At 37.3% G+C, this 24,781-nt stretch carries 25 protein-coding genes; 20 read left to right on the forward strand and 5 right to left on the reverse strand.

Annotation, left to right across the window (positions count from 1 at the left end; translation table 11 throughout):
* Positions 1-15 precede the first annotated feature (15 nt).
* Positions 16-2,013: a transketolase gene (gene tkt, locus ACFP65_RS09655; RefSeq protein ID WP_379918084.1), complete on the forward strand. Its 1,998-nt coding sequence runs from the start codon at positions 16-18 to the stop codon at positions 2,011-2,013.
* A gap of 65 nt (positions 2,014-2,078) precedes the next feature.
* Here tkt and ACFP65_RS09660 read toward each other — a convergent pair whose 3' ends face one another.
* Positions 2,079-2,426 carry a TM2 domain-containing protein gene (locus ACFP65_RS09660; protein ID WP_379918086.1) on the reverse strand — a complete coding sequence of 116 codons (348 nt, stop codon included), beginning with the start codon at positions 2,424-2,426 and terminating at the stop codon, positions 2,079-2,081.
* Between the two features lie 978 nt (positions 2,427-3,404).
* On the opposite strand from ACFP65_RS09660, the gene ACFP65_RS09665 reads away from it, so the two are divergent.
* On the forward strand, positions 3,405-3,953 hold the full coding sequence (locus ACFP65_RS09665; protein WP_379918088.1) for a sigma-70 family RNA polymerase sigma factor: 549 nt from the start codon (positions 3,405-3,407) through the stop codon (positions 3,951-3,953).
* An 11-nt stretch (positions 3,954-3,964) separates the two neighbouring features.
* Positions 3,965-4,783 carry an N-acetylmuramoyl-L-alanine amidase family protein gene (locus tag ACFP65_RS09670; protein WP_379918090.1) on the forward strand — a complete coding sequence of 273 codons (819 nt, stop codon included), beginning with the start codon at positions 3,965-3,967 and terminating at the stop codon, positions 4,781-4,783.
* Positions 4,784-4,831: 48 nt separating this feature from the next.
* On the opposite strand, the gene ACFP65_RS09675 is transcribed toward ACFP65_RS09670, so the two are convergent.
* Complete coding sequence (locus tag ACFP65_RS09675; protein ID WP_379918092.1) at positions 4,832-5,683, reverse strand: competence protein ComK; 852 nt, start codon at positions 5,681-5,683, stop codon at positions 4,832-4,834.
* Between the two features lie 252 nt (positions 5,684-5,935).
* Between ACFP65_RS09675 and ACFP65_RS09680 the strand changes: the two genes are divergently transcribed.
* The 5 genes from ACFP65_RS09680 (at position 5,936) to ACFP65_RS09700 (ending at position 9,169) form a co-directional block, all read left to right on the forward strand.
* Positions 5,936-6,247: a family 43 glycosylhydrolase gene (locus ACFP65_RS09680; protein WP_379918094.1), complete on the forward strand. Its 312-nt coding sequence runs from the start codon at positions 5,936-5,938 to the stop codon at positions 6,245-6,247.
* Between the two features lie 262 nt (positions 6,248-6,509).
* Complete coding sequence (locus ACFP65_RS09685) at positions 6,510-7,388, forward strand: transporter substrate-binding domain-containing protein (protein ID WP_379918095.1); 879 nt, start codon at positions 6,510-6,512, stop codon at positions 7,386-7,388.
* Between the two features lie 2 nt (positions 7,389-7,390).
* Positions 7,391-8,077, forward strand: coding sequence for an amino acid ABC transporter permease (locus ACFP65_RS09690; protein ID WP_379918097.1), 687 nt, complete (start codon positions 7,391-7,393; stop codon positions 8,075-8,077).
* A gap of 84 nt (positions 8,078-8,161) precedes the next feature.
* Positions 8,162-8,812 carry a hypothetical protein gene (locus ACFP65_RS09695; protein ID WP_379918099.1) on the forward strand — a complete coding sequence of 217 codons (651 nt, stop codon included), beginning with the start codon at positions 8,162-8,164 and terminating at the stop codon, positions 8,810-8,812.
* 51 nt (positions 8,813-8,863) lie between these two features.
* Positions 8,864-9,169 (forward strand): hypothetical protein, encoded by a 306-nt coding sequence (locus tag ACFP65_RS09700; protein WP_379918101.1) that lies wholly within the window; start codon positions 8,864-8,866, stop codon positions 9,167-9,169.
* A gap of 65 nt (positions 9,170-9,234) precedes the next feature.
* Here ACFP65_RS09700 and ACFP65_RS09705 read toward each other — a convergent pair whose 3' ends face one another.
* The gene (locus ACFP65_RS09705) at positions 9,235-9,741 is read right to left on the reverse strand and encodes a hypothetical protein (RefSeq protein ID WP_379918103.1); all 507 of its coding nucleotides are present in this window, start codon (positions 9,739-9,741) and stop codon (positions 9,235-9,237) included.
* Positions 9,742-9,853: 112 nt separating this feature from the next.
* On the opposite strand from ACFP65_RS09705, the gene ACFP65_RS09710 reads away from it, so the two are divergent.
* The 3 genes from ACFP65_RS09710 to ACFP65_RS09720 all read left to right on the forward strand — a co-directional run bounded on the left by ACFP65_RS09710 (position 9,854) and on the right by ACFP65_RS09720 (position 13,637).
* A complete protein-coding gene (locus tag ACFP65_RS09710) occupies positions 9,854-10,585 on the forward strand; it encodes a plasmid pRiA4b ORF-3 family protein (RefSeq protein ID WP_379918104.1) in 732 nt (243 codons plus the stop codon).
* Positions 10,586-10,768: 183 nt separating this feature from the next.
* The gene (locus tag ACFP65_RS09715) at positions 10,769-11,599 is read left to right on the forward strand and encodes a PRD domain-containing protein (protein WP_379918106.1); all 831 of its coding nucleotides are present in this window, start codon (positions 10,769-10,771) and stop codon (positions 11,597-11,599) included.
* Positions 11,600-11,720: 121 nt separating this feature from the next.
* Positions 11,721-13,637 carry a beta-glucoside-specific PTS transporter subunit IIABC gene (locus ACFP65_RS09720; RefSeq protein ID WP_379918108.1) on the forward strand — a complete coding sequence of 639 codons (1,917 nt, stop codon included), beginning with the start codon at positions 11,721-11,723 and terminating at the stop codon, positions 13,635-13,637.
* Between the two features lie 61 nt (positions 13,638-13,698).
* Here the strand turns inward: ACFP65_RS09720 and ACFP65_RS09725 are convergent, their stop codons facing one another.
* On the reverse strand, positions 13,699-14,472 hold the full coding sequence (locus ACFP65_RS09725) for a MurR/RpiR family transcriptional regulator (RefSeq protein ID WP_379918110.1): 774 nt from the start codon (positions 14,470-14,472) through the stop codon (positions 13,699-13,701).
* 135 nt (positions 14,473-14,607) lie between these two features.
* On the opposite strand from ACFP65_RS09725, the gene ACFP65_RS09730 reads away from it, so the two are divergent.
* Genes ACFP65_RS09730 through ACFP65_RS09740 form a run of 3 tightly spaced genes read left to right on the forward strand, consistent with a single transcriptional unit; the run spans position 14,608 to position 18,503 of the window.
* Positions 14,608-15,975 carry a PTS transporter subunit EIIC gene (locus ACFP65_RS09730; RefSeq protein WP_379918112.1) on the forward strand — a complete coding sequence of 456 codons (1,368 nt, stop codon included), beginning with the start codon at positions 14,608-14,610 and terminating at the stop codon, positions 15,973-15,975.
* 18 nt (positions 15,976-15,993) lie between these two features.
* The gene (locus ACFP65_RS09735) at positions 15,994-17,454 is read left to right on the forward strand and encodes a sulfatase-like hydrolase/transferase (RefSeq protein WP_379918114.1); all 1,461 of its coding nucleotides are present in this window, start codon (positions 15,994-15,996) and stop codon (positions 17,452-17,454) included.
* 23 nt (positions 17,455-17,477) lie between these two features.
* Entirely contained in the window at positions 17,478-18,503 is a 1,026-nt protein-coding gene (locus tag ACFP65_RS09740) for a formylglycine-generating enzyme family protein (RefSeq protein ID WP_379918117.1), read from the forward strand.
* Positions 18,504-18,545: 42 nt separating this feature from the next.
* Here the strand turns inward: ACFP65_RS09740 and ACFP65_RS09745 are convergent, their stop codons facing one another.
* Positions 18,546-18,887 (reverse strand): DUF6054 family protein, encoded by a 342-nt coding sequence (locus ACFP65_RS09745; protein ID WP_379918119.1) that lies wholly within the window; start codon positions 18,885-18,887, stop codon positions 18,546-18,548.
* A gap of 193 nt (positions 18,888-19,080) precedes the next feature.
* Here ACFP65_RS09745 and ACFP65_RS09750 point away from each other — a divergent pair, with 193 nt between their 5' ends.
* The 6 genes from ACFP65_RS09750 (at position 19,081) to ACFP65_RS09775 (ending at position 24,773) form a co-directional block, all read left to right on the forward strand.
* A complete protein-coding gene (locus ACFP65_RS09750) occupies positions 19,081-19,782 on the forward strand; it encodes a GntR family transcriptional regulator (RefSeq protein ID WP_379918121.1) in 702 nt (233 codons plus the stop codon).
* Positions 19,783-19,870: 88 nt separating this feature from the next.
* Positions 19,871-21,166, forward strand: coding sequence for a PTS sugar transporter subunit IIC (locus ACFP65_RS09755; RefSeq protein WP_379918123.1), 1,296 nt, complete (start codon positions 19,871-19,873; stop codon positions 21,164-21,166).
* A 30-nt stretch (positions 21,167-21,196) separates the two neighbouring features.
* The gene (locus ACFP65_RS09760) at positions 21,197-21,466 is read left to right on the forward strand and encodes a hypothetical protein (protein ID WP_379918125.1); all 270 of its coding nucleotides are present in this window, start codon (positions 21,197-21,199) and stop codon (positions 21,464-21,466) included.
* Positions 21,466-22,551 carry a DUF871 domain-containing protein gene (locus ACFP65_RS09765; RefSeq protein ID WP_379918126.1) on the forward strand — a complete coding sequence of 362 codons (1,086 nt, stop codon included), beginning with the start codon at positions 21,466-21,468 and terminating at the stop codon, positions 22,549-22,551. The genes ACFP65_RS09760 and ACFP65_RS09765 overlap by 1 nt, the downstream gene beginning before the upstream one ends.
* Positions 22,552-22,560: 9 nt before the next feature.
* A complete protein-coding gene (locus tag ACFP65_RS09770; RefSeq protein ID WP_379918128.1) occupies positions 22,561-23,670 on the forward strand; it encodes an amidohydrolase/deacetylase family metallohydrolase in 1,110 nt (369 codons plus the stop codon).
* A gap of 2 nt (positions 23,671-23,672) precedes the next feature.
* The gene (locus ACFP65_RS09775) at positions 23,673-24,773 is read left to right on the forward strand and encodes a DgaE family pyridoxal phosphate-dependent ammonia lyase (protein ID WP_379918130.1); all 1,101 of its coding nucleotides are present in this window, start codon (positions 23,673-23,675) and stop codon (positions 24,771-24,773) included.
* Positions 24,774-24,781: the final 8 nt, after the last annotated feature.

Genomic DNA, 24,781 nt, shown 5'->3' on the forward strand with positions numbered 1-24,781 from the left:
TTGGAGGTAAGATAATTGTTTGACAAAATAGATGAATTAGCTGTAAATACCTTAAGAACACTCAGTATCGATGCCGTTCAAAAGGCAAACTCTGGTCACCCGGGTTTGCCAATGGGCGCTGCCCCAATGGCCTATACCTTGTGGACAAAACAGATGAAAGTCAATCCGAAACATTCGAAATGGTTCGATCGTGATCGTTTCATTCTATCTGCTGGTCATGGATCCGCCTTACTCTATAGTTTATTACATGTTTCAGGATATGACGTTTCTATCGAAGACGTGAAAAATTTCCGCCAAATCGGAAGCAAAACACCTGGTCACCCAGAAGTGCATATGACAGATGGCGTCGAAGCAACCACTGGCCCGCTTGGACAAGGAATCGCAAATGCAGTTGGCTTTGCGATGGCTGAAGCTCATCTTGCCGCACGTTTCAATCAAGATGATTTCAATGTCGTGGACCATTATACCTACGCCTTATGTGGAGATGGTGACCTTCAAGAAGGGGTTTCTCAAGAAGCCGCATCATTAGCAGGTCATTTAAAACTTGGTAAACTTGTTGTTTTGTATGATTCAAATGATATTCAGTTAGATGGACCCATCGAGAAAGCTTTCACAGAAAATGTTGGCCAACGCTTTGAAGCTTATGGCTGGGAACACATTCGCGTTGAAGATGGTAATGACTTAAGTGCAATCAATGAAGCAATCGAAAAAGCAAAAAACAATCTTGATCAACCGACTTTGATTGAAGTGAAAACCACCATTGGATTTGGTGCACCAAATGCTGGAACATCAGCTGTTCATGGAGCGCCACTTGGAGCTGAAGGGATTTTAGCTTCTAAGAAAGCCTACTTGTGGGAAGGCGAAGACTTTTATGTTCCTGAAAGCGTTCAAGAACGATTCAATGAAACCATGATTGAAGAAGGTCAAAAAGCAGAATCTGATTGGAAGCAATTAGTGGAAGACTACAAAAATGCCTATCCGGAGTTATCAGAAGATTTCCAAGCTATGATGGATGGACAACTACCTGAAGGCTGGCAAGACCAGTTACCGGTTTACAGTAGAGAAAGCGGCACAAAAGCAACGCGCGTATCGAGTGGAGAAGTACTGAACGCAATTGCCGGAGCCGTACCGACTTTCTGGGGTGGTTCTGCTGACTTGTCTGGATCAAACAAATCCATGATTGATGGTCAAGCGGACTTTTCAGCTGATCAATATGACGGACGCAATATTTGGTATGGTGTGAGAGAGTTCGCTATGGCCGCTGCCTTGAATGGTATTTTACTACACGGAGGAACGCAATCTTATGTCAGTACATTCTTTGTATTTTCAGATTACTTGCGCCCAGCTGTTCGTTTAGCTGCTTTGTCCGAAATACCCGCAATCTATGTAATGACGCATGATTCTATTGCAGTCGGAGAAGATGGACCAACACATGAGCCGGTAGAACAGTTATCGAGTTTCCGTGGTATGCACAACTTATCTGTTATCCGTCCAGCAGATGGGAATGAGGTTGTTGCCGCTTGGGAATTAGCCGTTGAATCTACAAAAACACCGACGATGCTCGTTTTGACGCGACAAGACTTACCCGTTTTACCTGGTACAGAAACACATGCAAGAGAGAATGTACGCAAAGGTGCGTATGTCATTTCGCCATCTGTTGATGAAACGCCGGAAGGAATCTTGATTGCGACTGGATCAGAAGTAGCGCTCGCTATTGAGGCACAAAAACAATTAAAAGCAGCCGGAGAAGACGTTTCAGTCGTCTCTATGCCGAGTATGGATCTGTTTGAAAAACAAGGTAAAGCATACAAGGATTCCGTTCTTCCAGCAGCTGTCACTAAAAGAGTGGCGATTGAAATGGGCTCATCATTTGGGTGGGATCGCTATACAGGAACACATGGAACAAGCTTAACCATAGATCGCTTTGGTCAAAGTGGAGAGGGTTCAAAAGTAGTGGAAGCTTACGGATTCACTGCGGAGAATATTGTAAAAATCTATAAAGAACTTCAGTAAATTCAAAGACCCGATAGGCTAATTAAGCTTATCGGGTCTCTTAGTCTTTTATTTAAAACTTACCGCTAGAAATCTAAATCTTCTCTCCCGTTATACATTTTCTGAGCAAAGGATGTCATTAGTCTTTCATTTTCAACTCGTACCATTCCCGCTACCAAGAATAAATCTATGAATAACCAAATACCACCTATAAACAAGAACAAAAAGCCAATTAAAATCACAGAAGTAATCCATCCAGTAACAAATAATGCCAATAACGCAATAGCGGAACCTTTTCTGTTCAAATAAAATCTATGTATTCCAAAAACACCTAGAAAAAACCAAAGTAAATATGCCATACCCGTACTCTTTTTATGATTGGCCACCTCAGAATTTACAACCATTTTTTCCTCATTTGTTAATCTTTCGTACATACTTTCGCCTCCAAATCACTAACTACTTCTTATCATCGGACTCTTTAATAGAACATTAAGAGAACAGATGGTAATTCAAAGAAAAGTCTAAAGGCTATTAAAATGCCTTTACCGCTTAAGGGGGGCTAATTCAGCTTTTGTGTTAAGAGATGGGGATCGTGACTAGTTACTCTGAGTAAATAAAGAGGCATCTAGTTCATTCCCTCTCGAAATGGTTGGAGCCAGCGAGAGGGAATGAAACGGCAAGATAGTGCCTCTCGAAGTAGCTGGAGCCGACGAGAGGGAATGAAAAGCCAAGATAGTGCCTCTCAAAGTAACTGGAGCCAGCGAGAGGGAATGAAACGGCAAGATAGTGCCTCTCGAAGTAGCTGTAGCCGACGAGAGGGAATGAAACAACGAGATAGTGCCTCTCGAAGTAGCTGGAGTCAGCGAGAGGGAATGAAAAGCCAAGATAGTGCCTCTCAAAGTAGCTGGAGCCGACGAGAGGGAATGAAACGGCAAGATAGTCCCTCTCAAAGTAACTGGAGCCAGCGAGAGGGAATGAAACGGCAAGATAGTGCCTCTCGAAGTAGCTGTAGCCGACGAGAGGGAATGAAAAGCCAAGATAGTGCCTCTCGAAGTAGCTGGAGTCAACGAGAGGGAATGAAACGGCAAGATAGTCCCTCTCGAAGTGGTTGGAGTCAACGAGAGGGAATGAAACGGAACAACTGAATGCATAAAAAGGACCATTTTACCCCCTAGGGTAAAATTTCATAATAATATCTATAAAGTACAACAACTTTTAAATAAGAATTCAATGAAATTCAGTTGAATGGCTGAACGATTAATAGGAATTTTGATCCATTATTTAATGACTCACTATTTTGGCAGGAATTAGTCCGTTTTTGTCTCTTTGAATGATAGCTCGTAACTTAGTAAAGTAAGGTCATACAAGGCCTTGTATAGATTAAAAGAAGATCTTCGGAAAACGAGGAGAAGATGAAACGAGTACTAGAAGAAAAGTTAGAACACGATTTTTTCTTTGTACATGACTCGATTGTGTTTGGGGCGATAAAGAAAATCGGTATTCGCTATGACCACGCTAACTATGATGATTTTGTGCAGATTGGTCGATTAAAGCTAGTGGATGCTTATCAGGAATTCCCAGAAGACTTACATGAAGAAGCCTATTTTTATCAATTCACAGGTTATGCTTACCGGAAAGTTTATTGGGGACTGATGGATCAAATTAGAAAAGATCAGCGGATTATGGAAAGAGAAGATGGGATGCCCGAATCCTTTGAAGAATGGGGAACCGATGAACATCAAATCTTTGATCAGGATGTCGTGATCTGGCAGTTGTTTTATTCTATGTTGAAATGTCTAACAAAGAAAGAGCAGCGGTACTTAAAAGATCTCGTCTTCGAGCAATTATCGATTACAGAGATTGCCGCAAAATATGGTGTAAGTAGAAAAACAGTCTATGTATGGAAAAAACGAGTTGCAAAAAAACTGGCTCACTACGAGACAGTATTAAAAAATAGATAAGGAGAATGAGTATGAGTAAATCCATTATTATTGACGCAGGACATGGTGGAAAAGATCCGGGAGCCATTGGATTCAGTGAAAAGGAAAAAGATTGGGCACTAGAAATGAGTCGCTACCAGTTTCATCGCTTAAAAGCTTTAGGAGCGAAAGTAGCGCTGACGAGAAAAGAAGATACCACTTTGACACCTACCGAGCGTGTTGCAAGAATCAAAAATCAATATGATATTTGTCTATCGAACCACTGGAATGCGTTTGATGGTAGTGCAAGGGGAATTGAAACCATTCATTCGGTCAAGGCGAATCCAAGGTTTGCGAAAGACTTGGCTGATCGGTTAGCTCGTTCCACTCAGTTACCCTTTAGAAGAGTCTTTAGTAGAGCCATCAGCCCTGGTGTTGATTACTATTTTCTGCATAGATTGACTGGCAAAACAGAGACGGTGATTATTGAATACGGCTTTATCGATCATCCAATGGATCATGCTTACTATAAAGACCAAAAGTCATTTTATATAGCGGCTGAAGCGGTAATCGCAGGTGTTTGTCAGAAAATTGGTATCCCATACAAAGAACCAGGCGAAAGATTTGTAAAAAAGCCAACAAACAGTTCGCAGCAAATGAAATTAGAAAGCATTTATGATGGAAAACTTCGGTTTTATAATCAGCCGAGCTGGAAAGATGCGGATGTCTTTGGATACCTCGAAATTGGTCAAGGCTTTCCTAAAATTATTGAAAAAATGACTGTCGGTAAAGGGGAACAATTTAAAGTAGAAAATTCCAAAGGAGAAACTTTTTATATTACGGCGCATCCTAAGTATGTAAAAGTCAAGTAAGAATAAGCCAGCACTCACACCGTTCTGTAGTGAGTGCTGGCTATTTGATTATTCGTCTTCTTCGTTTTCTTCTTCATTGAGCATATAATCAAGCTCATAATCCTCATGAACCGATCCTTCAACTCCTAAAGATTTTGAAACGATATTAAAGGCTAATGTATGAATCAATTTTATGAACCAAGGAAGTGGATAAATGTTTTCATATTTTTTTACGTTAGATTCAACGATCCTTGAGATCAAGCTGTCTGGATTGAGGTTAGTGGATGAACCAAATATGCGCTGCATATCTAAAGTGAGTTGTTGCTGTATGTAAACCATCGCCGCTGCATTATCCATCATACTTTTAATTGGGCCCACTTTCATATCGATAATCAATTCATGATCTGGATGAATATGTATAAATGTTTGATCTCCAACAGTTTCCATATTACGAATATGATGTAGCCCAATCCAACTAACATGATCTTTGGATGGACCTTTCTCAGGTCCAAATTGAATATTGCCTAGTACATAAGGAACTTTCTTTTTTATACCAATCATTTTTCCTAGAATACTAATCACATCATAGGACGTATTGATTCTAAAAAAACGATTGATGATCTTTGTGGTGGTTTCTTCTGATTTGAAAATCAAACCGCTATTTTGAAAAATCATGCTATTATAGGGTGTTTCTACATTCTTGGAAAGATCATATAAGTAATAGCTATCATCATCAATCCATATTTTCTTTCTCAGGATAGCTTCATCTATGTATTTAGGGAGCGTTTCTTTACTTACGGAATGAGGCAAATACGTAGTCTGGTAATATGTAAAATCCTCGTTAACCATATATTGAGATTGACTAAAATCAGTATTAAATACTTTTCTTAACTTTTCAAAAGCTTTTTCTTTCTGATGCATGGGCACAAACCCTTCCTATTGAGACCGTTATCATTTTGTGAAACGAACAATTCGGCCTGTTTTATTTTGATAAATTTAGTATACAATAAGTCCCTTAAGAAATTTACGAGATTTACAAAATTTACTTTTTTAATATGAATTCGTAATAAAATACGCATAGAATTAATATATCTCTGTATCGAACTATCCGATTTAAAGGATTAATGAAGGTTAAAAATAGCAATACACGATTAAAACAGGATTGTTTTAATCGTGTATTGCTTACTTAAATTAGCGGCTTTAAACAGAATCGGCTTCGGAGTTTCAGAAAGTCCCACGGGTCCATTCGTTAAAAGTGAGACCAATCCAATACTGTCTAAAGATATGGAAAATGGCGTTTCAGGTCCTGGACATAATAGTGTGACTGTTGGTTTGGATGATGAAACGCTATATGTCGTTTATCATGTACACACATTTCCAGACGAACCTAGTGGGGATCGACGACCTGCAATAGACCGATTATACTTTGAAGACAGTGAAATGAAAATCGACGGACCAACCACTGACGAACAAGAGCTTAAATAATAAAAAATAGGTAAGATTGAGCGTTGATACGATTCAGTGTCGACGCTTCTATATGCCGAGAATAGAGATGCATACTTAAGGTATTCAAATATAAAAACAACTTTGTATTTTAAAATATTGAACCAAACCGCTTCATATCAAATGATTGTTGTAATGTAGAGACAATAGATAAAGTTTTTATTTGAATTATTCACAATTTTTTTGACTCTCTATACTTAAGCTTGTTACACTCTATAAGACTTAATTTGAGAGGAAGAATGTCATGAAACGAACATTTCAATCACTATTAACTTTATCACTAGGCAGCAGTCTGTTACTAGCAGCTTGTTCAGATGACTCTAATGATTCAACTGAAGAAACAGCAACTACAACGGCGGAAGATACTTCTTGGAACGATATCCAAGAAGCTGGCATTTTGAGAGCAGCGACTTCAGGCACGTATTTTCCTAATTCTTACCATGAAGAAGGTACGAATGTCTTAACAGGTTTTGAGGTAGAAATCTTACGAGAAATCGGTGAGCGACTAGATGTTGAGGTGGAATTCACCGAAATGAACGTTGATGGGATGCTGACGTCACTAAACAGCGAACAAATCGACATTGCAGCATTAAGTATTAGCCACGCTGGAGAGAACGCGGATAAATTTAATTATTCAGAACCATACAAATACACTTATATGTCGATGATCGTTAGAGAAGAAGACAATTCTGGTATCGAAACGATGGAAGACCTTGAAGGTAAACGAGCTGCCGGAGCGGCCACAACTTCTTATATGAAAATTGCTGAACAGTTCGGCGCTGAACTCGTCATTTACGACAACGCGACAAACGACCAGTACCTACAAGACGTTGCTAACGGACGAACTGATTTGATCATCAATGACTATTACGGCCAAACGATGGCATTGACAGCCTTCCCGGAAATTCCGATCAAAATTCAGGAAAATTTGTTTTTTAATCCAAGCTATACGAACTTTTCTATGAAACTTGGAAAAGACGCGTTAACTGAAGAAGTTGATAAAGCTTTAGAAGAAATGCATTCTGATGGGACTCTAAGTGCATTGTCTGAAGAATTTTATCAAGGAGAAGACGTATCTGTAGAAGTGGATATGGATATTCCAACGTATGAGATTGAGGAGTAGGTATGGGAAACATTGAATGGCAATACATCTTTGATCCTGAGCTTGCTTGGGAATCTCTACCTTTCTTGATTAGTGGTATTCCCAATACCTTACTCATCGCGATTATTAGTACGTTTTTGGGATTGATCATCGGTTTAGGATTGACGGTTATGCGTCTGTCGGAGATGAAACTGTTAAACTTTTTAGCTAAGGTATATGTGTCATTTATGCGTGGAACCCCAGCGCTCGTCTTTCTTTTTCTAATCTATTTTGGGCTGCCATTCGTCAATATACAATTTCCAGCCATGACAGCTGCGATAATCTGCTTCAGTTTGAATTCAGCGGCCTATATTTCTGAAATTTTAAGATCTGCTGTATCCTCCGTTGATCACGGACAGTGGGAAGCTGCAAAAGCGTTAGGGCTAGGCAAAGGCATCACGTTTCGAGCAATTATTATCCCACAGGCCACTCGAATCGCTCTGCCACCACTTGGTAACGTATTAATAGACGTAATCAAGGGAACCTCTCTAGCGGCGATGATTACCGTCAATGAGATTTTCCAGAACGCTCGAATCGTCGGCGGTAGGGAATTTGATTATATGACCATGTACATTATGGTCGCCCTGATTTACTGGCTGATCTGTAGCATTTTCAGCTACTTCCAGACGTACCTCGAAGTGATTTCTTCAAGATACGTTATCCAAAAATAAACTTTGCCAACCCTTAATCTGGATAAAGTATCTGGTAAAAGGGTTGGTTTTTTAATACACTTAAATAGAAGGAGTGATCATGTCATGAAAGGTAAAAAAAATTTTCTTACATTAGCTGGAGCTGTTTCAATGCTCTTGAGTACAACTGGTTGCGCAGATTCAACGGATGAAGAAACCACCCAACCAAATGAAACGGAACAAGCAGAGTCAATAGAAGAATTCATTGAGGATACAGAACAAATAGAGTCAGATGAGTCAGAAACTTCAGAAGGAAAAACCTATTCAGAATTTGAGGAGGATCAGGAAGAAACTGAAAAGTCAAAAGACATTTTAGCAGAGTACTCTAACGACGAAATTGAATACGCTCGTATTTGGTTACAGCTCGGGCCAAATCAAGAAATTAGTGAATTGAACGTACAGCACTTTCCAGCTGGAACGCCGGTGAACCCGAAGGACGAAAATAGCGCAGTCTACCCAGACGATGTTGTGCAATTATCTGGAAGTAGACTGGTTGACGGGTCTGTGACCTATTCAAGTAACGGAAATGGCACAATCAATGTTTATGAAGTTCCTTACCGTTGGGAAACAACGATGTCTGAAGTAGAAGTCGTCGATGGTGTGAGTGTTTATACTCAGAATTTACTCGATGAGACTGAAGTGGTCAGTGTGGATGTTGGAGAAGATGCGTCTGTAGTTGAGTTGATTGAACTAGAAAGAATGACTGAAAATAATTAAGATTATTTGAACCTGTTCTGATATACTCCTCTTATAGAGGAGGTGAATGTTATGACTTGGGTCAAATCAATACCATCAAGTATAAAGTGGATTGTTGCGGGGGCGCTAATGCTTTTGCTTAGCTATGTGATCACCATGTCTACAGAGTTTGAGTTCAGTGTCCTAGTTAACTATATGGCATTTGGCTTAACTGCGCTGGCCATTATTTTATCCGGAACAGCAGTGAGTGGCGACCGAATGCGCGCGAATAACAATAGCCGTGCAGGTAGAACGCTTGATACACTGAAGTATTCTAAATTCGTTTTACTATTTGCAGTACCGTTTTACATAACGTTTGTAATCTTAGAAGTCATGTAATCTTCATCAAAAAAGACTTTCGCTTATTAAAACGGAAGTCTTTAAAGGATACCATTAAAAATAACTTATTGGTTTAGATAGTATTCTGAAGTGATTACATTGCTGATTAACGTATAAGGGATAAGTTCCTGATCTTTGCAATTCACAAAATCAAATGTCTGCTTTGTCCCGTATTCTTTTAAGTTATAAATAAAATCCGGACTTTGATTCAATACGTCAAGATCCATAATGTCTTTTTCAGAAGACTCAGCTAATTGAAGTAAAAAAGCAAAAAGTAAACTACCGTTATTAACTACGTTAACAATAGACTTATGATTATTTTCCCAAAAGGGATATAAGACTTTCTCTTGTTTAAGAACCGACTCATTATGAATCTTACCATCCTTAAAAATCTCTAGATTGTAATCATATCGTATTGTTTTACTTCTAAGTACAAAATCGCCAGTATACAACTTATCACCCATTTTAAACAATAGCTGATAGTCGTCTGTTATATGTCTAGGATAAGCATCATTTATATCTTTAATTAAATAATCTAGACAGCGCATCTGATTTAAATTCATCTTCGTCACACTCCTTTATTTCATCATATCAGAATTTAAAATATGCGTCTCTGAATAATACTTAGTTTATTGGATAAATAGGTAAAGACCTCAAGAAAGTTTAAATGAAAAGGAGCTTATAATGAAAGCCTATGTCATTCGTGTCGAATTTGAGGATTCTAATCCACTGATCTGGAGAAAAGTGATTATGCCAGCAGATGCAACATTTAAAAGATTAAATGAAGTGATTCAGGCGGTCACTAATTTCAATCAAAATAATGTTACGCTTGAGGGACATTTGTATGAATTTCAATTAATTGAAGAAAATAAAATTGTGACCAACAATGAAGAGGTTTATGAGGAGCATCAATATTATAAAAAAAATAGAAAGTTCTTCGATAATCGGTTGAAAACAATCGATCCAGATATGCTAGAATTTGAACAACGGTATCAGGATCGGTTGAAAAAAGAAATTCGTAAGCCTTCAGGTTTGAAAATCGATGCATATCTAGAAAAGGATGAATATATCGATTACTTTTATGATTACGGGGATAATTGGCGAATCAAAGTTAAGCTTGAAGAAACAGTTGAAGATTACTATTTTGGTTATCCGACTCTATTAGATGGAGCAGAAACAGCCCCACTTGAAGATGTTGGAGGAATGACTAGGTTCTATGAATTTCTAGAAGGTTATCATAATCCTTCACACCCGAATCATCATGAACTGTATATTTGGGCAAATTCGCAAAGGTTCAAAGAATATGACCTTAAGCATATCAATAGTATGCTGAAATTTATTGCTTACAAAAAAACAGAGTGGAGTCAGATTAAGCACGAAAATTATGATGTTATTGAAGATAAGTACCGAAAATGAAATTAGGGTAATTAAAATAAATTTCAGAGAAAGCTTGCAATCGATTTCAAGTCGTGATATTATTTTGATACAATCAAATGGATGGTTACTGACAGCGAACTGATCAGGCTATACCTTAGTATATTCTTAGAGAACACTCTCTAGGTATATTAAGGTATTTTTCTTTCTATTGGGGGTGAATGCATGCATGTAAAAAAAGTTTTGAACAACAGCGCGATCCTAGTTCGTGATGATGATGGTAAAGAAGTAAAAGACTTCATCTGGGTCGGCGGAGGAATTGGATTTGGGAAAAAGCCAGGTGATGAACCTGATGCAAGTAAAATCGAAAAAATCTTTGTTTTACAACAAAAGAATTTAACGAATCGTTTTTCCGAGCTGGTTGAGAATATACCAGTCGAGTACGTTTCGATTGCAGATGATGTGATCAGTTATGCAAAAGAAGAATTACAACAGGAATTGAGTGACACGATTTATATCTCTTTAACCGATCATATTGCTAATTTACTGAAGATGCATGAAGAAGGCATCGAAGTAGAAAATGCTTTGTTTTGGGAAATTAAAAAGTTTTATCCTAAAGAATTTGAGATTGGTCAGAAATCAGTTGAAATGATTAGTGAGAAGACTGGCAAGAAAATTGAGGACGCTGAAGCAGGAAATTTAGCCCTACATTTTATTAATTCTCAATTATCTGCTGGAATCAGTGAATTGTCTGCGAGTCAGAATTCACCAAAAAAAATCAGAGATATTTTATCGCTCATTCGATATCAAAATAAAATTGAACTGGACGAATCTTCCATTGCGTATGATCGATTCGTTACACATCTAAGATTTTTCTTTAAAAGATTAGATTTGAGATCTGAACCTACAGCCAAAAATCCTTTGTTAGAACAGATCAAAACTAGATATCCAGCTGCCTTTACAACAATGAAAAAAGTAGAACAATATTTAGAAGTTACACTAGATGAAGATGAACAACTATATCTTACATTACACATTCAAAAACTAATAGAATAAGCCACATTGGAGTGTTACTGGTAAAGCAGGCAAGACCGAATGGGTGAGTCGTAATGGGCTCACTGTATTCAGTCATGCCTGTTTTTTGTTTTAGTAGACAATGGAGAGAGGAAGAAAAATAATGAAATATGAAGAACTAGTCAAAACAATTGTAAGCAATGTCGGAGGGAAAGAAAATATCAATAGTGTTACTCACTGTGTGACACGCTTGAGATTTAAGTTGAAAGATGAAGAGAAAGCAAATACAGATACATTAAAAAATACGGATGGCGTCATAACAGTGATGCAAAGTGGTGGACAATACCAGGTGGTTATAGGAAACCATGTTCCAGATGTCTATAAAGACTTAACAGAATATGCACAGATTTCTAGCGATTCAAACGTTGAAGAAGACAGTTCTTCTAAAGATAAGAATTTATTCAATGCGTTTATTGATACGGTGTCTAGTATTTTCACACCAATTTTAAGTGTACTTGCTGCAACAGGTATGATTAAAGGACTTAATGCCATCCTAATGTCAACCGGTATAATCGCTAATACTTCTGGAACTTACTTGATTTTACAAGCGGCAGGAGATACGTTGTTTTACTTTTTCCCTATCTTTTTGGGGTATACAGCAGCTAAGAAATTCGGAGTTAAACCGTTTGTCGGAATGGTAATCGGTGGTTCGCTTGTTTATCCAAATATATCACCGGCGGCTGTTACAGGTATTTCGGATCCACTTTACTCTGTTTTCCAAGGAACATTATTTGAATCTGCGGTTCATATAGAGTTTCTGGGAATACCGGTCATTTTAATGAGTTATGCTCAAAGTGTTATCCCTGTTATCGTTGCAGTATATTTTGCATCAAAAATAGAAAAACCGCTAGAAAAGTTTATACCAGATGTTGTTAAAACATTTTTAGTGCCATTTTTCACGATTCTTATTGTGGTTCCCTCAACATTTTTAGTTATCGGACCTCTAGCAACATGGGTTGGAAGTCTTTTAGGAACCATCACTACTTTAGCATATGATGTAAGCCCAGTTTTAGCAGGAATTTTAATTGGTGGATTATGGCAAGTATTGGTTATGTTCGGACTTCACTGGGGACTAATCCCTATTGCATTAAACAACCTTTCAGTGGTTGGTTATGATACGCTTTTAGTTTTAGGCCAAGCAACACCGTTTGCGACTGCTGGTGTTGTCCTTGGAGTTATCATCAAAACAAGAAATACTAAGGTTCGTGCTCTAGCAATTCCAGCTTTTATCTCCAGTTTATTTGGTATATCAGAACCATCATTATATGGGATTACTCTACCGCGTAAGAAAACATTCTTTGCAACGTTACTAGCTTCAGCAGTTGGTGGAATGATTATGGGAATTGCAGGTACTAGAGGTTATATAGTAGGTGGATTGGGTCTTTTCGCTTTTCCTTCGTATATCCATCCTGAAAATGGAATCGGTATGGGATTCTATGGAGCAGTCATTGGTATAGCGGCAGCTTTCATATTAGGTCTAGTTTTAACATTAACCATTGCTTATGATCCAAAAATCGATTCAGAACCTGAAAAAGAAGATAATTTAAAACCAGATACAATTGTAGAAGATTTTGAAATTGCTAGTCCGATTGAAGGAGAAGTTATGCCGTTAGAATCCATTTCTGATACTGCTTTTGCATCAGGATTATTAGGTAAAGGTGTAGCGATTTATCCTACTGTAGGGGAAGTTTACGCTATTGGGGATGGTGTTGTTACGACCTTGTTCCCTTCAAAACATGCAATCGGCCTAACGCTTGATAACGGAATTGAACTGTTGATTCATGTCGGTATGGATACAGTTAATTTGAACGGTAAATATTTCGACGCCAAAGTAGCGCAAGGAGATTCAGTTAAAAAGGGACAATTACTATTAACCTTTGATATCGAAGGTATTAAAAGTGAAGGGTATTCTGTTGAGACGCCCGTTATTATTACGAACAGTGATCAATATCTGGATGTAGTAGAATCGGAAGTTACCTTAGCTAAGAATGATTTCACATTATTAACCATCGTCAATTAGTTGAACTAAATAATAAGAAACCTCAATCATCTTTGCTGATTGAGGTTTCTTATTTCTTTTATTAGCGTTTATTCTTTTCAAGAATGGTGTTTCTAAGATAATTTTCAAAAGCTATTCGTAAGAAATCAATGGTAGTATGAATGAAGGTGGAAGTATATTCACTTACTAAGTCATGACTCTCTTGAATTCCAAGACTGAAGAAATAGCTTGAATGTTCCGTTAACCAATTATTGTTTGAAATCGTTAAGGAGAATATCGGTACATCTTTGAGTAGAGGAATCGTAAGCATTTCTTTGATGTCTTTATTTTCTCCAGAACTAGATAGGACAATCAATAAGTCATCCTTTTTTAATTTTTCTACAACAGCATTGGTCAAGTCATTGTTCGATCCAGCAGGTAACATATTCATTGGCACACCGATTTTTAAAAAATCTCTTTGAATGGTCTGACACTGTAACCGTTGACTGACCCCTGTACTGATTAGGTAAATATTATGACTATGATTGATTTTCTTGAATAGAGGATCAAAATCATTATTTGTGAGTCGCTCAAGTAAATTCTGTTGCATTTGAAGAATATTTTCTAGATTCGTAATTGAAGGGTTTTCTTTGTATTCGTTACGGTCGATCATAAATTTGAACTCTGTAAAACCGGAGAATCCGAGTTTTTGGACAAATCTTAAGACCGAGGATTTTGAAGTGAACGTTTTTTCTGCTAGAGAAGTAATACTAAGACTTGCGACGTCTTGGCTATTAGCAAGTATGAACTTGCTGATTTCTTTGTCTGTTTCACTGAATTGACTGGATTTGTTTTTGATAAGATCGAAAATAAACATACACTGTCTCCTTAGCTCGAAATCGTACCAGATAGATGGGAACATTCCCATCTATGCTGATAGCGCTTTAAACAATAGTAAGGTAGTCTATAATTAAAGTCAAGGACAGACAAACTAATTAATAGGAGGATTTACATGGATTATAAAAAGATGGCCCAGAATATCATAGATATTTCAGGTGGTAAAGAAAACTTTTCTAGCGTAATCAACTGTATGACTAGAGTTAGAATTAAATACCACGATCGATCGAAAGTTGATAAGGAAAGTATTGAACAAATTCCAGGAGTTTTGGGTATCAAAGAAGCTGAAACGTTCCAGATTATCGTTGGGCCAGGGAAAAGTACCAAATTACAAGAAGCGATTAATGAAGAATTAGGAATGGAAAGTTCTGATGTTGCTGGTTCAGTGACTGGTGGAGATGGCGAAAAACAAAATTTCTTGAAAATACTTGCAAGTATATTTGTACCGATTATTCCAGCAATCATTGCATCAGGTATTTTACAAGGATTGAACAATGTTTTAATCAGTATAGCAACGAACAGAGCCGCTGAAATCGGAGCACAGCCTACTGAGGCATTGACAAGTGTTCAAGTTGTGTTAAGCCAATGGAATATGTTGGAAGTCAGCACGATTCTAGGCATACTCGGACAGGCAGCATTCGGTTTCCTAGCGATTTATATCGGTATCACATCAGCAAGAATTTTTAAAGCGGATATGATTATGGGTGGTCTAATTGGAGCAATGACGTTATCTACGGCTCTCCCTCTAATCGGATTAACACCTGGACAGGGCGGATTGTTTGGCGTTATATTAGGTGTCTGGATTTTCTCTAAAATTGACAGAGCGTTAGAGAAATTTATACCGGATCTAATTACAGTTGTTGTAAAACCTACATTATCTTTACTGATAACAGGAGTAATATTCTTCTTTATCATTATGCCGATTACAGGTATTTTAACAGATGGGATTACAGATGGCATTATCTACCTAATTGAAAATACAGGTATTTTTGGTGGCTTTGTTTTAGCAGCAATCTCTCCGGTAATTATTTCAACTGGGTTACATCACGGGCTTCTACCTGTTAATATCGAGATTATTAATGCTACAGGCAGCACACCAATCAATGCTGTACAAATTATGAGTAATGCTGGATTAGTTGGAGCTGGTTTAGGACTTTACTTTTTAACGAAGAGACCCATTATTAAAGAAACTGCTAGAGGCGTATTACCGACTACTTTTTTAGCTGTTGGTGAACCAACAATGTTTGGGTTAGTGATTCCTTCAGGTTTTGGATTTATTACAGCAAGTCTAGGTGCCGGTTTTGGCGGGGCAATGATTCGTCTCTTTGATGTTCAGATGTCTGCCTTAGGAGCTGCGGGAATGTCTGCTATACCATTGATTGCTGATGGGAAATATCTGCAGTATCTAATCAGTTATGCAGTTGGCCTGGTGGCAGCATTCGGATTAACAATGGTAGCAGGGAAATTTTTCAAATATGAATAAGAATTAAAGGAGTAAATTATGAAAACAGTTATGATCATGTTCGACACATTGTCGAGAAATTATTTACCAGCGTATAAAGATATTGATATTGAGGTACCTAACTTTAAAAGGTTACAAGAACATTGTGTTACTTTCGATCAGTTTTATGGTGGAAGTATGCCTTGTATGCCTGCTCGAAGAGAACTTCATACAGGGAAATACAATTTCGTGCATAGATCATGGGGCCCGTTAGAGCCTTTTGACTTCTCTGTATTTGAAACGTTGAACCAGAATGGCGTATATACTCATTTGATTACGGATCATTCTCACTACTGGGAGGATGGAGGAGCAACATATCACAATCGCTATAGTAGCTGGGAAGGATTTAGAGGACAGGAAGGTGACCGCTGGATTTCCAGAAACGAAGCTTTACCTAATCATAACGAGCATCCAATGAATAAAAAAGGCTTATCCGTCACACAGCATTTTGCCAATCGTACGAGACAACAAACGGAAGAAGAAATGTCTACAGTTAAAACGATTCACGCAGGAATCGACTTTTTAAAGCATCATCAAGACAAAGATGATTGGTTCTTACAAGTCGAGTGTTTTGATCCACATGAACCATTCTACGTACCTGAACGCTACCGTGAAAATGGTTCGCAAGAAAAAGACTTTGTCTACTGGCCTAAATATCAAAAAGTAGATGGTCAAGCTCAAGAAGAAGGCATCAACGAATCAAGAGAAGAATACAAAGCGCTTGTAAGAATGTGTGATTACCATTTAGGAAAAGTGTTAGACTTTTTAGATGAATCTAATATGTGGGAAGACACAATGGTCATAGTCAATACAGACCATGGATTTTTACTAGGTGAACACGATTGGATGGGTAAAAATAGCTCGCCACTGTATGAAGAAATCATCCATATTCCGTTTTACATGCATGTACCAGGAGTGAGAACGGATGAACGCTGTGCAGGAATCGCACAAACAATTGATATCGCACCCACGTTATTGGATTATTACAATCTCGAAATTCCTGAAAACATGGAAGGTAAATCTCTTTTAAGGTTATTAGATAAAGAAACCATTAATCATGAAGCCATTTTATTTGGAACAAATGGTGGACAAGTATGCGTTTATGATGGAAGATATGTTTATATGCGTGCTTCGGTTAATGAAGATAATCAACCATTAATAAATTATACAATGATGCCGACTCAAATTCGTGGGTTTATGACCAGAGAACAGTTAAAAGAAGCAGAACTAGTCCCTGGAAATAAATTTAGTAATGACGTACCTATGTTGAAGATTAAGATGAATAATTATCATAATTCTTATGCTTTCGGTCATCTCTTGTTTGACCTGAAAGAAGATCCAGAACAAAATAATCCAATGGATGATGAATCAGTTGAAGCGATGATGGTTCAAAAACTAATGGACTTGATGAAGCATATTGAAGCACCAGAAGAAGAATATATTCGTCTAGGATTAAAATAAATAAGATTCATGGAGTGGATAGAATGAGTTGTTGCCAGCCAAATGGTTCAAGCAAAGAGAAAATAAAGGCCATCGAAATCATAAGTGAATCACAGAAACACAATCTAGAATCTACATTAGGCACTAGCTGTTGCAGTCCACATGTTGGTCGTGAAAAAGAAGACAACTTGTCTAAAGATTCTTTTTCTGAAAGGAACTTTTATAAAACAGATGATTCTTCAATCCAAAAGATGGTCTTAATAGATAAGGGCCAATTTCTGATGGGTTCAGAGGATAAAGACATCAATATAGGAGATCATGAAGATCCGGTTCGAATGGTTGAAGTAGAAGCTTTTTATGTGGATCCGACGCCTGTAACGAATCAAGAGTTTCAACGGTTCATAGAAGAAACAGGTTATGTTACTGAAGCAAAACAATATGGATGGTCTTTTGTTTTTCACTTATTATTTAATGGGAAAAATTCTCAAGTCAAAGGTACTCCGGCACAAACGCCTTGGTGGCTGGCGGTGGAAGGTGCTGACTGGGCACACCCTGAAGGGCCAGATTCATCTATCCAGGATCGTCTGGATCATCCAGTGGTTCATGTTTCCTGGAATGATGCCAATGCATATTGCGAATGGGCTGGCAAGCGACTACTAACAGAAAAAGAATGGGAATATGCTGCAAGAGGTGGTCTTGTACAAAAAAAATATCCTTGGGGAAATGAGTTAATGCCTGATGGACAGCACATGTGCAATATCTGGCAAGGGCAGTTCCCTTATACAAATTCTGAAGAAGATGGCTTTCTTGGAACATCTCCAGTAAAAGCTTTTCCACCCAATGACTACGGTATCTATAGTGTTTCCGGAAACGTCTGGGAGTGGGGAGCAGAATATTTTGATCCAAGCATCAAAGATCAAAAAGATGCACCTAGAGTTACACGGGGAGGGTCTTATCTTTGTCATGACTCTTATTGCAACCGTTATAGAGTATCAGCAAGAACGTCCAACACGCCTGATAGTTCCTCTGGCAATACTGGATTTAGATGTGGGAAATCTGTCATAGCATAAACAAAACCTATCACTCAATCATTTGAGTGGTAGGTTTTTCTTTTACCGTAACCAGGTTTTATTTATTTCCTCTAGAGACTGTTTAAATTCCTCTAAAAACGCACCTTCACCCCAGTTATTGATTTTGAGTGCAATAGCCTGGCTACCACCAGAAGAGATCGCAACGAGTTGAATCTTTCCTTCAAAATTTGTAATCATAATACTTAAGGATACTCTGCTAGAACCGATGATACTATAGCGTTCATAGACCATCATAGCAGATTGATTACCGAATCGGTAACCATCCTCGTAAACTGTTGTTGAGCTGATCTTTTGTGCTAACTCATGCACAACACTTACAAAAGTGTTAAAAACTCCAGTCGTCTCAAAAAGATATTTTGCCATTATGTTTCCTCTTTTCTAAAATAGTTGTCTGTAAATAAATTCTAACAGGTATATTCAAAAAACGTATCCTTCCTAAGCCTGGTTTTGTTTTAAGAAGAAAGCATACCCATTCGTGAAAAGTGGGAGAATCTAATATATGAGTATAATCTTATGATATACTAGACTAAACACCCTACAGTAAAGGATAGAGTATATGAAACGAAAAAAATTATTATATATTGAAATAGCGGAAACGCTACGTAAAAAAATTTTAAGTGGTGAGTATCCTGTAAATACTTTAATTCCTTCTGAAGTAGAGCTTGAGCGAACTTTTGAAGTGAGTAAAATTACGATTCGCAAAGCAGTGGAGATGTTAGTTGCAGATGGTTATCTGGAAAAAAGAAGCGGAAAAGGAACAACGGTTATCAGTGATCGGCTGTTTAATAATTTATCAAAAGCCAGATCTTTTTCTTCTATAGTAGAGGCAAGTGGGCAAATACTAGAAAAGAAAATATTAGCCATAGAAAAAGTCAGACTGACACCTGAAAATGAAGAACTATACGAATTGTTTGGATATGAAGCATATGAACTAACCAGATTATACTATTTGAACAAAGAAGCCTATATATATTTCAAGCATTATCTTCCTGTTCTAGGAGAAGAAGAGCATTTATTGACTCTTAAAAGTTCTCTATATAAATGGCTAAATCAGTTTGGAAAGCAAGTTGAACGATTTGAAGATAGTTTTGCTGTTGAAAAAATAGATTTTAAAACTCAACGATTATTAGAAACAAAGAATCAACATGTCTTGAAAAGAATTAGAAAAACGACTGCAAAAACAGGAGAAACAATTGAGTTATCTTACGCTTTTTATGATACAGAAAAATATCCATACAAAATAGATTACGACGTATAAATCAAAATAGTCAAGTATACGTTTACATTTAAACATTATAATGTTATATTGTTTCTGTAATCATTACAGAATTTATTAGGAGGATAACATGGACAAGTTAGTGGATTTTTTGAACGACAAGATTTTGCCTGTCGCTTCTATGATTAGTTCGCAAAGGCATATGGCAGCAATAAGGAAAGGGATTATCGCAACACTGCCCTTAACGATTATCGGATCGTTTTTTACGATTCTATTAAATATACCAATTGAATCCATTGCGGCACTCATAGAACCGTTTAAAGCTGTATTGGATATACCGTTTAGATTTACAGTCGGTATTTTATCGCTTTATGCCACCTTTGGTATTGCATCGTCATTGGCAAGAAGTTATAAGCTAGATGAAATGACAAGTGGCATATTAGCCGTCATGGGATTTCTTATGGCGACGGTCGTGCCTATTCAAGTTGTTGATGGCGCAGAAGGCATCATTGATGCTGGTCGTTACATGAGTGTCGGCTCTTTAAGTTCAGCATCTTTATTTGGTGCTATTGTAACCGCTATTATATCTGTAGAGATTTATAGATTTATGAAAGAAAAGAACTTCACGATTAAGATGCCGGAAGGCGTGCCACCTGAAGTAGCAAATTCTTTTATCGCTTTACTACCTACGGCGGTGATTTTACTCTTTTTCTGGATCGTTCGACACGTATTTGGATTTGATATCAGTGGTTTCTTAAGTGTTTTATTATTACCATTCAAAGATATACTAGCTGGAAATAGTCTGATAGGTGGACTGCTTACAGTATTCTTGATTACATTTTTCTGGGTACTAGGTATTCACGGACCAGCCATTATGGGACCAGTTATTAGACCATTCTGGGATATTTCTATTGCCGAGAATATGACCGCTTTCCAAGAAGGCGCGAGTGTAAATGCCTTACCCAACATCTTTACAGAACAATTTCTGCAATGGTTCGTATGGATTGGGGGTGCCGGCGGAACGTTGGCACTTGTTGTATTGTTTTTATTTTCAAAATCTAAATACTTGAAAAGTTTAGGTAGATTATCTTTTCTACCAGGATTATTCAATATCAATGAGCCTATCATTTTCGGTGCGCCAATTGTGATGAATCCTATTTTGGGGATTCCATTTATCGTAGCACCTTTGGTGACAACAACACTTTCTTATATTCTAACGGTTACAGAAGTTGTTCCGATGATGATGGCACGTCTGCCTTTCACAGTTTTATCTCCTATAGCTGCATGGATCAGTACTAACTGGAGTGTTATGGCTGGATTGCTCGTTATCATTAACTTCATTATTACGATTGCAATTTATTATCCGTTCTTTAAAGTGTTTGAGAAACAACAACTATTAAAAGAACAAGAAGAAACCGAAGACTAAAATGTCTAGACCTTTAGAAAGGAAGAGCATATGAGAATCGAAGAGTTGGCACTATATGTACTAGTTTTTATTTTGAGCCAAGTGGTCATTAAAAAAAATCAACGAGTTCAAGAATTTTTACAGAAGAAAACACTTTTTGTAGTTTCTTGTTGTTTGTTGGGCTTAGTTACCTTGTTAGCGATTGGTTCCTTTTTACCATTTCTTGGTCTCGTGATTCCTTTTGGAACGATTTTTATCTTTAGCGTAATTTACAAAAGATACTTTATTTTGTTTGAACATAATGAAAAGAGGTTTGTTTAATGAAAAGAAGACTGGGAATGTCGCTTTATCCTGACCACAGCGACTTTGAAAGCGACAAAGCTTATATAGATCTTACGAGTCAGTATCATTTTAAGCGTATCTTCATGAGTATGCTTGAAGTTACCGAAGGAAAAGAAAAAGTTGCTCAAAAATTTCAAAAAACGATCAAGTACGCGAAACAAAAAGGGTTCGAAGTTGTTTTGGATATCGCACCCAATATTTTTCAGGAACTAGAGATTTCTTATGATGATTTATCATTTTTCCATCAGCTCGGAGCTGATGGAATTCGTTTAGATGTTGGTTTTGATGGCAATAAGGAATCCATGATTTCATTTAATCCTTATGAACTAATGATTGAACTGAATATGAGTAATGACGTAGCTTATTTAAATAATATTTTGACATATGAACCTAACAAACCATTTTTATCAGGGTGTCATAATTTTTATCCACAAGAAGGGACGGCTTTACCCTATGATTTCTTTGTCAGTTGTAGTGAGCGATTTATAAAAGAAGGCTTGAGAACAGCTGCATTTATTACTTCTCAAGTGGGGAAGATAGGACCTTGGGATATAAATGATGGATTACCAACGCTTGAAATGCATAGACATCTACCAGTAGCCATTCAAGCGAAGCATCTTTTTGCGACAGGCTTGGTAGATGATGTCATCATCGGTAATGGATATGCTTCTGAAGCAGAATTAAAAGCATTATCTGAAATTGATCCTTATCGAATTGAATTTGAAATTGCGTTCGAACCAGATACGTCTGAAGAAGAAAAAGCGATCGTACTTGAAAATTTGCATTATAGACGTGGCGATATTACCCAGAGAATGGTACGTTCAACTGAAGTTAGAAAATTATATACAAACGAAAATCTTCCACACGATAACGAGATATCTTTTGCCAGAGGCGATGTGGTTATAGGAAATCATTTATTTGGAAAGTACCAAAATGAGTTACAAATCGTTTTAGAACCGCACTCTGACATTCGTAAAAATAAAGTAGGGAAAATTTCAGATGAAGAATTATTTCTATTAGAGTATATCACTCCATGGAAAAAGTTCAGATTTGCTAAGAAATGAGTGGTTCATTTGATAGACGTATTGATAATAAATGGGAAAACAGTCAACGATGAACCAATAGAGATTGCTATACAAGATGGTCAAATCTTAGAAGTTTCGTCCAAATTAACTTACAAATCAAAACAAACAATTGATTTAGAAAATCAGTCATATGTATCGGCTGGATGGATTGACGCGCACACTCACTGTTTCGAGGATTTACCACTGTATCATGATAGTCCTGATAAAATCGGCTATACTAAAGGGGTTACGACTGTTGTAGATGCTGGGACTACAGGAGCCGAAAATATTGGCGATTTCTATCAGGCAAGTAAGGATAGTATCACCAATGTTAAAGCACTGCTGAATATTTCTAAAACAGGCATTGTAAAACAGAGTGAGTTAGCGGATATGAACGATATTAATGAACAATCTGTTCTAGAAAGTGTTAAAAAATATGGGGACTTTATCGTCGGTCTCAAAGCTAGAATGAGTAAAACGGTTGTTGGAGAAAATGGTATCTTACCTTTAAAGGCAGCAAAATCTATTCAAAAGAAGGCAAAAAATTTACCCTTGATGGTGCATATTGGATCAGCTCCACCACTATTAGAAGAGATTCTTGAGTGGTTGGAAGACGGAGATATATTAACGCATTGTTTTAATGGAAAAGAAAACAATATTATGGACAGTCATCAGCAAATCAAAAAAAGTGTTTGGGACGCTTACGATAGAGGCATTGTATTCGATATAGGTCACGGCACGGATAGTTTTAATTTTGAAGTGGCTGAAGCAGCCTTAAAAGAAAAAATGAAAGCACACACGCTGAGTACCGATATATACCATCGAAATCGGGAAAATGGTCCGGTAATAGATTTTTCTACGACGATTGAGAAGTTAATCGTTGTGGGTTATTCACTGCAAGAGATTATACCTATGATTACGACAAGACCAGCTGAAATGTATCGTTTAAACAAAAAAGGACATTTGAAAGAACAATACGATGCTGACCTTACAATATTTAAAGTCGAGAAGAACACAAAAATGCTGACAGACGCCAACGGAAATATAAGAAATACAGATATCATCGTTAAACCAACGCATTCAATTATTGGTGGTTCAGTATATGGTTTAGGAGGATAATTTTGGATTATTATAAAAAATACGACCTTAAAAAGGTTATCAATGCTAGTGGAAAAATGAGTATACTCGGTGTTTCAATCTATTCAGAAGAAACAGTTTCTGCACAAGTATTTGGATCCCAACATTTTTTCGAAATGAAACAGCTAGTTGAGCATACTGGTAATCACATAGCGAAACTTTTAGGTGTTGAGAGTGCCTACATCGTTTCTTCAGCATCCGCTGGAATTGCACAATCAGTAGCTGGAATAATCGGAATGGGTTCGAAAGCTCATGTATACGATCCTTATAATCAAAGTATGACTAAGAGGGAAATCGTTATACCTAAAGGACATAACGTCGACTATGGAACACCTGTAGAGGTGATGGTTCAATTAGGTGGAGGGAAAGTTGTTGAAGCTGGATATGCCAATATGTGTAGTGCAGATCATATTGAAAATATAATCACCGCCCAAACAGCTGCAATCCTTTATGTTAAAAGCCATCATGCTGTACAAAAAAGTATGCTTTCAATCAGCGAAACTGTTGAAATTGCACATAAATTTGATTTGCCGTTAATAGTCGATGCAGCAGCCGAAGAAGATTTGAAAAAGTACTACGAATTGGGTGCTGACATTACAATTTATAGCGGTGCAAAAGCGATAGAAGGTCCAAGTTCTGGAGTTGTATTAGGAAAATCCGAGTGGATCGATAAGATTAAAATGCAATCAGATGGTATAGGAAGAGCGATGAAGATTGGAAAAGAAAATATTCTTGGATTATCTGAAGCAATTGAAGCTTATTTAGTAAATGGTGCTGAAAGTGGAGAAGATATGAAAAATAGACTAGATAGCTTCGTTAGAGAGCTAAACACTCTAACTGGTATTCATTCAAAAATCATTCAAGATACTGCCGGTCGTGATATATACAGAGCTCAAATTACAGTAGATAATGATAACCAAGAAATTTCTGCCACTCAACTCGTGGATAAATTGAAGCAAGGTGATCCGGCTATTTACACAAGAGATTACCAAAAGAATAATGGCATCATTGAATTCGATGTAAGAGCTGTAAGTCTTGAAGATATGCAAGACATCATGGATAGAATGAAAGCATTAATGAAGTAAATGATGGG

Source organism: Marinilactibacillus sp. GCM10026970, from assembly GCF_042660675.1.
Classification (GTDB): Bacteria; Bacillota; Bacilli; order Lactobacillales; family Carnobacteriaceae_A; genus Marinilactibacillus.

Coding starts and splice junctions, on each gene's coding strand:
- ACFP65_RS09695 (WP_379918099.1), top strand. CDS start 8,162: ATGAAAGGTAAAAAAAATTTTCTTACATTAGCTGGAGCTGTTTCAATG.
- ACFP65_RS09685 (WP_379918095.1), top strand. CDS start 6,510: ATGAAACGAACATTTCAATCACTATTAACTTTATCACTAGGCAGCAGT.
- ACFP65_RS09715 (WP_379918106.1), top strand. CDS start 10,769: ATGCATGTAAAAAAAGTTTTGAACAACAGCGCGATCCTAGTTCGTGAT.
- ACFP65_RS09730 (WP_379918112.1), top strand. CDS start 14,608: ATGGATTATAAAAAGATGGCCCAGAATATCATAGATATTTCAGGTGGT.
- ACFP65_RS09725 (WP_379918110.1), bottom strand. CDS start 14,472: ATGTTTATTTTCGATCTTATCAAAAACAAATCCAGTCAATTCAGTGAA.
- ACFP65_RS09755 (WP_379918123.1), top strand. CDS start 19,871: ATGGACAAGTTAGTGGATTTTTTGAACGACAAGATTTTGCCTGTCGCT.
- ACFP65_RS09760 (WP_379918125.1), top strand. CDS start 21,197: ATGAGAATCGAAGAGTTGGCACTATATGTACTAGTTTTTATTTTGAGC.
- ACFP65_RS09745 (WP_379918119.1), bottom strand. CDS start 18,887: ATGGCAAAATATCTTTTTGAGACGACTGGAGTTTTTAACACTTTTGTA.
- ACFP65_RS09675 (WP_379918092.1), bottom strand. CDS start 5,683: ATGCATCAGAAAGAAAAAGCTTTTGAAAAGTTAAGAAAAGTATTTAAT.
- ACFP65_RS09720 (WP_379918108.1), top strand. CDS start 11,721: ATGAAATATGAAGAACTAGTCAAAACAATTGTAAGCAATGTCGGAGGG.
- ACFP65_RS09740 (WP_379918117.1), top strand. CDS start 17,478: ATGAGTTGTTGCCAGCCAAATGGTTCAAGCAAAGAGAAAATAAAGGCC.
- ACFP65_RS09710 (WP_379918104.1), top strand. CDS start 9,854: ATGAAAGCCTATGTCATTCGTGTCGAATTTGAGGATTCTAATCCACTG.
- ACFP65_RS09700 (WP_379918101.1), top strand. CDS start 8,864: ATGACTTGGGTCAAATCAATACCATCAAGTATAAAGTGGATTGTTGCG.
- ACFP65_RS09690 (WP_379918097.1), top strand. CDS start 7,391: ATGGGAAACATTGAATGGCAATACATCTTTGATCCTGAGCTTGCTTGG.
- ACFP65_RS09665 (WP_379918088.1), top strand. CDS start 3,405: ATGAAACGAGTACTAGAAGAAAAGTTAGAACACGATTTTTTCTTTGTA.
- ACFP65_RS09735 (WP_379918114.1), top strand. CDS start 15,994: ATGAAAACAGTTATGATCATGTTCGACACATTGTCGAGAAATTATTTA.
- ACFP65_RS09670 (WP_379918090.1), top strand. CDS start 3,965: ATGAGTAAATCCATTATTATTGACGCAGGACATGGTGGAAAAGATCCG.
- ACFP65_RS09765 (WP_379918126.1), top strand. CDS start 21,466: ATGAAAAGAAGACTGGGAATGTCGCTTTATCCTGACCACAGCGACTTT.
- ACFP65_RS09660 (WP_379918086.1), bottom strand. CDS start 2,426: ATGTACGAAAGATTAACAAATGAGGAAAAAATGGTTGTAAATTCTGAG.
- ACFP65_RS09750 (WP_379918121.1), top strand. CDS start 19,081: ATGAAACGAAAAAAATTATTATATATTGAAATAGCGGAAACGCTACGT.